Source organism: Pseudanabaena biceps PCC 7429 (assembly GCF_000332215.1).
Taxonomy (GTDB): Bacteria; Cyanobacteriota; Cyanobacteriia; order Pseudanabaenales; family Pseudanabaenaceae; genus Pseudanabaena; species Pseudanabaena biceps.
Genome location: NZ_ALWB01000034.1, coordinates 22,864 through 33,470 on the forward strand (window position 1 = coordinate 22,864; position 10,607 = coordinate 33,470).

Below are 10,607 nucleotides of genomic sequence, written 5' to 3' on the forward strand. Positions count from 1 at the left end.
CTATCTTCATATCATCTCACTTTAGAGCCTGTTTGAGAAGTTTTGCTTTCGCCACCTAGCCCACCAATTATAGCTGCCGCCAGTCTTGTTAGGACAAAATTAAAACCCACAAGAGGGTTGCCGCGTGGATCGCGGCAACCCTCTTGTGGGTTTTATACCAATTCACGAAAGTGTAACAACACTTTTGTGAATTAAAAACCAAACCCAGTAAGGTTTTTTTTTAAAAGCTCACAATGGCGTAGCCATTGTGAGCTTTGGTTTTATGTCCTGATACGGTTGACAGCAGCTATAAAACTGAGAAGAGAGTAACGCCCGCGTAGCGGGCGTTACTCTCTCTGGTTTTGTTTTTTAATTATGCTGAACTAACTGAACTATTTAATTTGCTCGATCGCTTTGGTGATAGCCTCTGCATTTTCAGCTTTCCCTTGCTGCTTAAAGAGTTCCGCCGCTTTCATGAGATCTGCGCGCGCTCCCGCATTATCTCCTGAAAGATGTTTCAAGTCTCCACGGGATGCGTAGGCAGTAGCCGAATCTGCTTTGAGGTGGATTGCCTCGTTAAAGTCGGCAATTGCACCTTCTTTATCTCCCGCTTTAGCCTTGACATTTCCCCGATTAATAAAGGCTTCTGGAAAACTAGGTTGTAAGCTAATAGCTTTGTTATAGGATTCAATTGCTCCCTTGACATCCCCTGATTCACTTTTAGCATTGCCCTGATTATAGGCAGCAATAGCTTCATTAGATGTTGGCTGTGCCGAAGTTGGAGCGCTGGTGGGAGCGGCAGATTCTTTGGTTGGAGTTTCCGCAGTCGTCTTAACCTCAGTTCCACCCGATACACTTACCTTAGCTTCACAAGCATAAAGAAAGCTTCCGATTAAAACACCTAGTAATAATGTACTTGCGCCCTTAAATCGGCTAGGCGATTGGTGAATGGATAATTCTTTCTTATTGATTTTCTGATTAATTTGCTCGTTAACAAGAAATCTCCGAAATGATAAAAACTGAGCCATTTGTAAATACCCTTTTTCCGTTATTTAAGCAATTGCGTTGAAGAACCCCTAGCATTATAGGCATAAGCATTGTCAGATTGAATGCGGATCGCTTCGCTAAAGTCGGCGATCGCGCCTTGGTGTCTCCTGCTCTTCCCTTCTCTAAGCCTCTGTAGGAAGGCTCAGCATTGCGAATTACGAAGCATTGATCCTGAGTCCATACCAATCTATTCCCACCTATTTAATCAAACATCGTAATTGTGCAAAAACTTATAAGTAGTTCAGTATAATAGGCATAAGTAAACTTAAAACCTAGAAGAGCATACCGCCCGCGCAGCGGGCGGTATGCTCTCTGGTTTTGGTTTTTAGTTATGCTGAACTACTTACTAAAGGATAGAGATTTTGTAGTCAGAAATAGTTAAGCAGCGACTTGCTGAGCGCTATTTTTATGTTCGCGCATCGATTTCACAAAACGCTCGAAGAGATAATCGGCATCGTGAGGACCAGGGCTAGCTTCGGGGTGATATTGTACCGAGAAGATCGGAAGGGTTTTATGTTCTAAACCAGCGACGGTATGATCGTTGAGATTGATGTGGGTTAGCATCGCCGCAGACTCGTCAAAGGAATTGTCTGTGAGGGCAAAGCCATGATTTTGGCTGGTGATCTCGACGCGGCGATCGGCATTTTCGGCTTGGTTTTGAGCGGGTTGATTGAGTCCGCGATGACCGAATTTGAGCTTGAAGGTATCGCCACCCATCGATAAGCCTAAAATCTGATGCCCTAAGCAAATACCAAACATTGGTTTGTCTGCGGATAAAAGGGCTTTTGCCGTTTCAATACCTTGCATGACAGCGGCGGGATCGCCAGGTCCGTTAGAGAGGAAAATGCCATCGGGATTGTACGAGAGGATCTTTTCGGGAGTAGTATCGGCAGGGACGACGATCACGCGGCAACCGTAGCTGGCAAGACGACGCAAAATATTACGCTTCACGCCAAAGTCGATCGCTACTACGGTCAAGCCTTCTCCTGTAAGCTGAGATGGTTCGATAAATTCCCACTCAGGTAGGGTTTTTTCTGCCCATTCATAGATTTTGGTGGTGGAAGCTTCTTGGGCTAAGTTTTGACCCTGCATAGAGGGCGCAGCCTTGACTTGGGCTAGCAAAACTTCGGGGTCGAGGATTTCCGTAGAGATGCCCCCATTCATTGCGCCGAGCGATCGCAATTTGCGTGTTAAGGCGCGAGTATCTATACCTGCAATGCCTACGACATTATGAGCCTTGAGGTAATCGGGTAAGGATTGACGCGATCGCCAGTTGCTGGGAACTGCTGTAATATTACGGGCGATGATGCCGCGTACCTGTGGGCGATCGGATTCATCATCTTCGGGATTTATGCCTGTATTACCAAGTTCGGGACAGGTGAAAGTAACAATTTGACCTCGGTAGCTGGGATCGGTCATTACCTCTTGATAGCCCGTCATACCAGTATTAAATACTACTTCGCCGATCGCGGTTCCAGATGCGCCGAAGGCATAGCCACGGTAACAAGTACCATCCGCCAAGACCAAAATTGCTGCTTGCTTTGTTGCCATATCTTCAAATACTCGTTCGTTGCTGTCCATTATCAGATACTTATTTTGGACAATAGCGATCATTCTAAACGTTATCTAGGTCACAAGAGTGGATTTTAATTGGTTTGTTGTTGAATATTTAGGTTTAAAATCTACACTTCCTAAAAATTTTCACTAAGCCAAAATTCGTTAAACTTAATGACGTTTAAGACACTTTTGGCAAATCGGTAAGTTCTTCATTTAATAATTTTTCAATATAAGACTCTAAATGAACCAGTTTTACAACACTTAATCGATGAAGTTTTTCTAAAATCTCCATCTCTTTTTGCCATTGCTCTGTGGAGGTGACTTGAGATTCGTCGACTTCAACTGTCACATTTGGGACATTAAATCCTTCAAGGCTGTAACCATATTGCTGCTGCTCAGTTGCAGCATATTGTTCTACAACGATCGCAACTGAACCACGTTTCAGGTTATGGGTTGGAATATCCTGCAATAACACAACTTCAGAGAATAAAGGATATTTAGGTTTCATAATAATTACTCCCGATCACCAGAATGCTTAGGAACTGTTGCCAATTTTCTAGGGTATATCCTGCTTTCTGAAGAAACTGTGATTTGTCATCTTTGGGCAGAAGCACCAACAGATATTTGGTGAGTTTTTCTTCGGCGATCACAGTATCAACAGAGAGTAACATCGTTATATTTAGACTCCTATCAGATACTTATTTTGAACACTAAGTAGCTAGGCATAAGTAAACTTAAAACCTAGAAGAGCATACCGCCCGCTGCGCGGGCGGTATGCTCTCTGGTTTTGTTCTTTAATTATGCCTAACTACTTAGTAACCATTCCAAACGTTATCTAGGTCACAAGATAAAAAAGAAGGCTCGCTAAGTGAGCCTTCTTTTTTCGGTTAGCTAAGTACTTCAGCGATTTCAATTACCTGCCCATCGGGATCTTTAACCAAGAAGTTGAGGGGTTTTTCGCTACGGACTTTATGCTTGACACCTTTGATTTGGATCTGTAGCAGGAGTTGTTCGACACAGTCGCGATTAAAGCAAATATGTCTGCCGCGATCGCTATCTGTAGCATTTGCTCCAGGAACGATATGCAGTTGCACATTTTTCTTGAGTTGATACCACGCGCCTTCCATGTCTGCGGAATATTTGGATTTAGCAGTTCGGGCGGTAGCAGGAATATAAATCGGATCAGCAGGTGCGCCCATGCCGTATTCATAGCCGTAGTAATAATGTAGCGGCACATCGGCGATCGGCAGTTTTAACTCGCCTTCATAAAAATATCGCGCTTGATCGAGGTTAGAAACCATGATCGTATGTACTTTTGGTGCGCTGGTGAGGAACATCCACATGGCAACGGCGTATGCACCAAGCAGCATAACCATGATGCCTTGAGTAGAAAACAGTGACTCCATCGTAAAGCAACTACATATTAAGAGACTTAGCTTTTTAGTTTAACGCAACTGTCATAGGTTTAAGTCACAAACTACACGATCTGACAATTTACCTTGTGTCTAGAGAGATGGGCAGTACTTCGCGCTGACTATCCATCTTATTTATCGTAGGGAATATCGGATGGCTTTTTCCCAACTGTGGCGGTAAAACTTGGAAAGTTTATGAGGTCGTCTGTAAATTTTTCGTCTAAGGTCAGGGCATATTTGCGATCGGACAATAAAACTACGGGAATATGTTCTCGATCTTCTTTATTAGAAACCAATCGTTTTTTTACTTTATTTGTAAAATGCTCTCTCTGAAACTCTTTTATTTGTTCATTGCTAATTTTAATTAATCTACCTTGCTTAGTTAAAGTATCAATGATTCGGAGAATATTATTTCCTAAAGTTGCATTTCCCATAGTTCTCAAATATTCATTCAATAGCTTATTGGAAACTACCAAATGAGCATTTTTATACATATTCTTAGGGTTAGCATCAAATTCTATTAGCCATTTAATAAGTTGCTTATACTCAGGATCGAGAGGATTAGAGAAGTTTTTAGCTATATTATTGTCGATAAAGATATCTTTTCTAGTCATTAGAAATTTTTAAAAGTTAAACATATCAAGCATTAAGAGCAATATCCATCGTATCAATCATATATGTCTCAAAAAATCCTTTTGGAGCATTTAAGATTTGTCCATCTTTGGTAAATTCAATCTTATGAGCAATACTGCCATCTTTAATCGAGTTTTCAAAATAATAAACGGCTAAATCTTCAGGTGAGATTTCTCCTTTGACAATTAGCAATCTCATTCTATTGAGCAAATACTCACTATGAGTTTCAACAATATAGTTTTTATTTCTCTCATTAACTTGCTTAACTAAATAGTCGCCTAAATTAGCTTGCACAGAAGGATGTAAATGGATTTCTGGCTGAGACATTATCAATGTTGAATCATCTGACAGTTGCAAATCAGCAACAATAATCGGCAAAAACTGACTGATCCCAAATCCAACATCAGCTAATGATTCCCACTTGCTTCTACTTTTTACTTTGACTTTTATCTCAAATCTTCCCCCTGACAATCTATGAGGTTTAATATCATATAAAATCTTCAAATCTTTAAGAATAGAGGCTAAATTCAATGATTCTTCTGACTGATTATCATTCCATTCTAAAATTTGATCAATATAACCTCCACCAAATTTATCAACTGTACGATTTAGTAATGATTGATAATAAGTCCGTTCAGGTTGAGACCTAAAAGAACTAATAAAATTAAAATTATTAATTAATTCATTATATAGATCGTCGGAAATCTCAATAAAATAGCCATAGAAATCCCTATCAGAATTATAAATTGCTTTAGTATGAAAATCATGAATATCTAAAGGCTCTAATTCAACATCATTATGTTTAATATTTACAATATAAGATAAATCTTCTTTCTGCTTTACCTCAGTTTTTGTAAATGGATCTCCATTCTTTAAATTCCTTAATCTAGGTGAATTGCGTATTATGTCAAAACACCATGAAGTGTTGAATTCATATACTCTTCCTCCAAAAGCAAAATTCAGATCAATCCCCAAATCATTTTTTAAGCTATGATTAAATGAAACCTCCTCAAATCCTCCCATATTCACATAGTTCCCATTAAGTGATAAATAGAATGGAAATGAGTTGCCATTTAAACTAACACTTTGAAGCGGAGCTAATATTCCATATATTAGAGAACTTTTGCCGCTACTATTTTCACCTGTAAGCAAAGTTATTCTTGAGAAAGAAACATCTACTTCTTTGAAGCACTTAAAATTTTTTAGAGCTAATCTATGAATCTGCATAGTTGTTTTTCTGGAAAGACTATTTTGAGATATTAGTTTTGTTTGTATTTTTGATCGCTTTAATAACTAAGCAAAAGACAAATACATAGCTGAAATTAAATGTAGGATGGGTTAGCAATCGCGTAACCCATCATCTTTATTTAACTGATGCGTTACGTTGCACTAACGCATCAGTTAAATAAATTGAACCTTCCTAAATTAGTTATTTTTAAAACATTATCACAGCTTTAAAAATCGCCGTAGTCAACTTGCAAACAAGTTAAGCCTAGATCGCGCCAAACTCTGACTACCTGATCGCGATCGTCTAGGACAAAAGCAACATTGTACTTATCAAGAATAAACTCATCATAAATTTCCTTCTTGACAATACTATCTTTACGCATATCACCCGACTTTCGCATATGCAGACCATCAAAAGAAATATTGTGCTTTTCTAGCCATGCGAGAGTTTGTGGTTTGTATTTATCCTCTCTGCCAGATACAAACACGATCGCCTTACCAGAAGTCTCTAAAATCGATCGCACAGGCTCATTTACCAAGTCCTGCTCGCACCTAGCCGCATCAAAAGGATTGCGATCGCCCATTAAAGCGATCGTGCCATCGAGATCGCAGAGAATTACATCGGGCAAATCTGGATTATGGGCGGGTTTAGCTGCTCTGGGTGGAGCGATAAATTGGTTATACATATCGCGAATCACCTTCTCACCCACCGAATTAAAGCGCTTCAAATCCCGCTCAATGCAAGTTTCTAGCGGCACATGGCGGAAGTCTACTATTTCTAATACTGCCAAACCTTTAATTAACTCTCTAATTCTGGCTTCGTGCTTGGGCGATAGATGCGTATTATCGACAATGACATGCTTTCCATTCTCTAGAGCCGCTCTAATAATTTGATCTTGAATATCGAGAACAAACTTCTCATTTCCCTTCGAGTGATAGGAATTATCTAGCATGGCGCGAAGCTCGTCTTTATTGACGCGCTTAATGCTATTTGGCGCTTTATCGACTTTATTTTTTGCCCATGTAGACTTTCCAGAAGCAGGCAAACCGATGGTGAAATAAACTGTCAGCATTATTTATGATTTTTAATTTTGTGATTTTTAATTTGAAGATTTTCTCAAAATGTTATGTTACTCCTTATATAAGTAGTTCAGTATAATTAAAACCCAAAATCAGAGAGCGTACCGCCCGCTACGCGGGCGGTACGCTCTTCTAGGTTTTAAGTACAGCAATTTTGTAAATTTCTAAATAAATAGGGTGCTTTGCACCCTATTTATTTAGAAATTTAATTAAATTGTTCTGCCCAATTAGAAATCCAGTTAAGGGTTTTATGCACGAGTTCAGGCGTTGCTGCTTCGCAGTAGAGGCGCAACAGAGGCTCAGTACCACTAAAACGAATTAGTAGCCAACTGCCGTCATCCAATCGAAACTTAAATCCATCGGGGGCTTGGGCTTCGATGACTTTACGTCCAGCGATTTCTGTTAATGAGAATTGTTGGAGAGTAGAGACTAGTTTCTCGCGGGCAGACATGCCTGACAGTTTTTTGTCAATGCGATCGTAATGGGAAAAAAAATTAGTTTGCTTTTGGAGATCGCGGTACAGAAGGCTTAGGTCTTTGCCTGATATGGCGATCGCTTCTAATACATACAGGGCTGAAAGCAAGGCATCCCGTTCGGGAATATGATTGCCATAGCCAATACCTCCTGATTCTTCGCCACCTAGTAGGCAAGGCGTTCCTGACAGCATTCTCTCCGCAATATACTTGTAACCAACGGGCGTTTCATATACTGGTAAATCGAAAAGGCTAGCAACCTTAGGCATCAGGTCGGAGCCACTGATGGTTTTAATCAATTCCCCTTTAAAACTACGATATTTGGCTAGATGTTCTAAGAGAATGGGAATGAGGATCTGCGAACTCAGGAAATTACCCTCGCTATCAATGGCTGCAATGCGATCGGCATCGCCATCAAAGACAAATCCTACTAGGGTTTTTTCGGGGCGATCGTGGTGATAGGTTTTGACTTGGCGGAGAATTTCAGCGATATAACGGGGGAGAGGTTCGGGAGCGCCGCCACCAAAGAGAGGATCATTATCAGAATTAATCTCAATTAAGTTTACTTGATCGGGCGATGGTAATTCTAAAATTCTTGCTAAACCACCTGCTGCGGCTCCATGCATTACGTCCACAAACAATGTTAACTTTCCCTCAGCGATCGCTTCTTGGATTGCCTTAATATTTACCTTGCTGCGCAGGGCTGCGCAATAACTTGCCCATGCGTTAAAGGTTTCGATCTTGCCTTTTTGAGGATTTTCATAGACAAAGTCGCCTCTTTCGAGAATTTCTTCGACTTTGAGTGTCAGATCGGGGGATACGGAACCGCCAAAAGCACCTTTGATTTTTAATCCTGAATAGTTTGCTGGGTTATGGCTAGCGGTAATTACCAATGCGCCCAAAGCTTGACGTTCGTATGCAGCCCAACTAAAAGCGGGGGTGGGCGCAAAGTCATCGGCAAGCAAAACATCAAAACCGATAGCGGCAACCGCTTCGGCAGTGCGTTTGGCGAAAGCATCGGACATGAAGCGGCGATCGTAGCCGACGATAATTGTGTTGCTGCCTGATGCACCAAAGGTTTCACGCAAAACATGGGCAGCGATCGGCGCGACAGCGGCTAGGCGCTCGAAGGTAAAGTCGTCTGCAATAATACCTCGCCAACCGTCAGTGCCGAAGCGTATGGGGGGATGCAATGGGAATTTGCCGTGCATAAGCCTTTAAAATTTTCACTCTAGTAAAGTTTACCGCGAAGCATACCTCCAAATTTTGCGATCGCATGAAATGCGATCGCTTATTTGCTAAGTAGTTCAGCATAATTAAAAAACAAAACTAGAGAGAGTAGCGCCCGCGTAGCAGGCGCTACTCTCTTCTAGGTTTTAAGTTTACTTATGCCCAGCTACTTAGATTTTTGTAGGGTTTGGTTTGTGGGAATTGTTCGCCATGCCAAAGGTTGGGCAAGGTGTTATGAATTATTGGCGAAAATACTAAAATATGAAAAAGAGGGTAAAATTATAGTTTGCTCTATTGATGAAAATAAGTTGACGACGCTGTGCAATCTGACTATTTAGAACGAATCCTCAAAGCTCGCGTGTATGATGTCGCGCAAGAATCTCCCTTAGAATTTGCTCCCAATCTATCGGCAAGATTAAATAACCGATTGTTGCTGAAAAGAGAAGATATGCAATCGGTGTTCTCATTTAAATTGCGTGGCGCTTATAACAAAATGGCGCAGTTACCGTCAGAACTCCTTGCCAAGGGTGTCATCGCCGCCTCCGCAGGAAATCACGCGCAGGGCGTGGCTCTCAGCGCCCGCGAATTAGGGACAAAAGCAATTATTGTCATGCCCGTGACCACTCCACTTGTTAAAGTAAACGCCGTAAAAATGCGCGGTGGTGAAGTGGTCTTATATGGCGATACCTACGATGATGCCTATGCCTATGCCCGTCAACTGGAGAAAGAAAAGAATCTCACGTTTATCCATCCCTTTGACGATCCCGATGTGATAGCAGGACAGGGAACGATTGGAATGGAGATCCTGCGTCAATATCAGAAGCCAATCCATGCAATTTTTGTAGCGATCGGTGGCGGTGGTTTGATTTCGGGCGTTGCTGCCTATGTAAAACGTTTATGTCCTGAAATAAAAATTATTGGAGTGGAACCAGTAGATTCCGATGCGATGTCGCGATCGCTCAAGGCGGGACATCGAGTCCGCCTCGATCAAGTCGGTCTATTTGCCGATGGCGTTGCTGTGCGTGAAGTCGGGCAAGAGACATTTCGGCTCTGTCAGCAATATGTCGATGAAATTTTGTTAGTCGATACCGATAATACTTGCGCCGCTATTAAAGATGTCTTCGAGGATACTCGATCAATCTTAGAACCTGCTGGGGCTTTGGCGATCGCAGGAGCAAAAGCCTATGTCGAGCGAGAGGGAATCGAAGGACAAACCCTAGTAGCGATCGCTTGTGGGGCAAATATGAACTTCGATCGCCTCCGATTTGTTGCCGAACGCGCCGAACTAGGCGAACATCGCGAAGCAATCTTTGCCGTGACAATTCCCGAAGAGTCGGGTAGTTTGCGCCGATTCTGCGAACATATGAGCAAACGTAATCTCACCGAATTTAGCTATCGAATTGCCGATCGTGAAATTGCTCATATTTTTATTGGGGTACAGATTATCAATCGTGCCGATGCCGCAAAGATTTCTAAAACTTTTGCGGAGAATGGATTTACGGCGATCGAAATCACTGATGATGAACTGACCAAGCTCCATTTAAGACATATGGTCGGTGGGCGATCGCCCCTTGCCCATAACGAATTGCTCTATCGGTTTGAGTTCCCAGAGCGTCCAGGAGCCTTGATGAAGTTTGTTGGTTCCATGAGTCCCAATTGGAATATCAGCCTGTTCCATTACCGCAATAATGGTGCAGATTATGGAAGGATTGTTGTCGGCGTACAGGTTCCACCTTCAGAGATGGAAGAATGGCAAGCCTTCCTTGATACTCTTGGTTATCGCTATTGGGATGAAAGCCAAAACCCAGTATATAAATTATTTTTAGGTTAATTGTTTTTAGGTTATACCAAATCACAAAATGGCTACGCCATTTTGTGATTTTAAAACCCTTACTGGTTTTGGTTTTTAATTCCCCAAAAGTGTAGCCACACTTTTGGGAATTGGTATTACAGCAATTTTCGATCAAAA

At 41.7% G+C, this 10,607-nt stretch carries 10 protein-coding genes and 1 pseudogene; 2 read left to right on the plus strand and 9 right to left on the minus strand.

The window, feature by feature from the left end:
• Positions 1-371: 371 nt before the first annotated feature.
• On the minus strand, positions 372-1,007 hold the full coding sequence (locus PSE7429_RS23380; protein ID WP_009626209.1) for a tetratricopeptide repeat protein: 636 nt from the start codon (positions 1,005-1,007) through the stop codon (positions 372-374).
• A gap of 81 nt (positions 1,008-1,088) precedes the next feature.
• Here PSE7429_RS23380 and PSE7429_RS26245 point away from each other — a divergent pair, with 81 nt between their 5' ends.
• On the plus strand, positions 1,089-1,244 hold the full coding sequence (locus tag PSE7429_RS26245; protein WP_158467615.1) for a hypothetical protein: 156 nt from the start codon (positions 1,089-1,091) through the stop codon (positions 1,242-1,244).
• A gap of 160 nt (positions 1,245-1,404) precedes the next feature.
• Here the strand turns inward: PSE7429_RS26245 and carA are convergent, their stop codons facing one another.
• From carA to PSE7429_RS06080, 8 genes and pseudogenes are all read right to left on the minus strand, one after another.
• On the minus strand, positions 1,405-2,607 hold the full coding sequence (carA, locus tag PSE7429_RS06050) for a glutamine-hydrolyzing carbamoyl-phosphate synthase small subunit (protein ID WP_071590115.1): 1,203 nt from the start codon (positions 2,605-2,607) through the stop codon (positions 1,405-1,407).
• 154 nt (positions 2,608-2,761) lie between these two features.
• Positions 2,762-3,091: a DUF4926 domain-containing protein gene (locus PSE7429_RS06055; protein ID WP_009626211.1), complete on the minus strand. Its 330-nt coding sequence runs from the start codon at positions 3,089-3,091 to the stop codon at positions 2,762-2,764.
• Between the two features lie 34 nt (positions 3,092-3,125).
• A pseudogene (locus tag PSE7429_RS26250) lies at positions 3,126-3,254 on the minus strand (DUF6883 domain-containing protein); the annotation flags it as partial.
• Between the two features lie 216 nt (positions 3,255-3,470).
• Positions 3,471-3,989: a VOC family protein gene (locus tag PSE7429_RS06060; protein ID WP_009626213.1), complete on the minus strand. Its 519-nt coding sequence runs from the start codon at positions 3,987-3,989 to the stop codon at positions 3,471-3,473.
• A gap of 137 nt (positions 3,990-4,126) precedes the next feature.
• The gene (locus PSE7429_RS06065) at positions 4,127-4,609 is read right to left on the minus strand and encodes a hypothetical protein (RefSeq protein WP_009626214.1); all 483 of its coding nucleotides are present in this window, start codon (positions 4,607-4,609) and stop codon (positions 4,127-4,129) included.
• Between the two features lie 25 nt (positions 4,610-4,634).
• A complete protein-coding gene (locus tag PSE7429_RS06070; protein WP_009626215.1) occupies positions 4,635-5,855 on the minus strand; it encodes an AAA family ATPase in 1,221 nt (406 codons plus the stop codon).
• Positions 5,856-6,082: 227 nt separating this feature from the next.
• The gene (locus tag PSE7429_RS06075) at positions 6,083-6,928 is read right to left on the minus strand and encodes a phosphatase domain-containing protein (protein WP_009626216.1); all 846 of its coding nucleotides are present in this window, start codon (positions 6,926-6,928) and stop codon (positions 6,083-6,085) included.
• Positions 6,929-7,140: 212 nt separating this feature from the next.
• The gene (locus PSE7429_RS06080) at positions 7,141-8,619 is read right to left on the minus strand and encodes a phosphoglucomutase/phosphomannomutase family protein (protein WP_009626217.1); all 1,479 of its coding nucleotides are present in this window, start codon (positions 8,617-8,619) and stop codon (positions 7,141-7,143) included.
• Positions 8,620-8,957: 338 nt separating this feature from the next.
• Between PSE7429_RS06080 and ilvA the strand changes: the two genes are divergently transcribed.
• The gene (gene ilvA, locus PSE7429_RS06085) at positions 8,958-10,469 is read left to right on the plus strand and encodes a threonine ammonia-lyase, biosynthetic (RefSeq protein ID WP_009626218.1); all 1,512 of its coding nucleotides are present in this window, start codon (positions 8,958-8,960) and stop codon (positions 10,467-10,469) included.
• Positions 10,470-10,607: the final 138 nt, after the last annotated feature.

What these genes read in the sequence shown, in the direction of transcription:
- PSE7429_RS23380 (WP_009626209.1), bottom strand. Translation starts at nt 1,007, where the DNA reads ATGGCTCAGTTTTTATCATTTCGGAGATTTCTTGTTAACGAGCAAATT.
- PSE7429_RS26245 (WP_158467615.1), top strand. Translation starts at nt 1,089, where the DNA reads ATGCGGATCGCTTCGCTAAAGTCGGCGATCGCGCCTTGGTGTCTCCTG.
- carA (WP_071590115.1), bottom strand. Translation starts at nt 2,607, where the DNA reads ATGGACAGCAACGAACGAGTATTTGAAGATATGGCAACAAAGCAAGCA.
- PSE7429_RS06055 (WP_009626211.1), bottom strand. Translation starts at nt 3,091, where the DNA reads ATGAAACCTAAATATCCTTTATTCTCTGAAGTTGTGTTATTGCAGGAT.
- PSE7429_RS06060 (WP_009626213.1), bottom strand. Translation starts at nt 3,989, where the DNA reads ATGGAGTCACTGTTTTCTACTCAAGGCATCATGGTTATGCTGCTTGGT.
- PSE7429_RS06065 (WP_009626214.1), bottom strand. Translation starts at nt 4,609, where the DNA reads ATGACTAGAAAAGATATCTTTATCGACAATAATATAGCTAAAAACTTC.
- PSE7429_RS06070 (WP_009626215.1), bottom strand. Translation starts at nt 5,855, where the DNA reads ATGCAGATTCATAGATTAGCTCTAAAAAATTTTAAGTGCTTCAAAGAA.
- PSE7429_RS06075 (WP_009626216.1), bottom strand. Translation starts at nt 6,928, where the DNA reads ATGCTGACAGTTTATTTCACCATCGGTTTGCCTGCTTCTGGAAAGTCT.
- PSE7429_RS06080 (WP_009626217.1), bottom strand. Translation starts at nt 8,619, where the DNA reads ATGCACGGCAAATTCCCATTGCATCCCCCCATACGCTTCGGCACTGAC.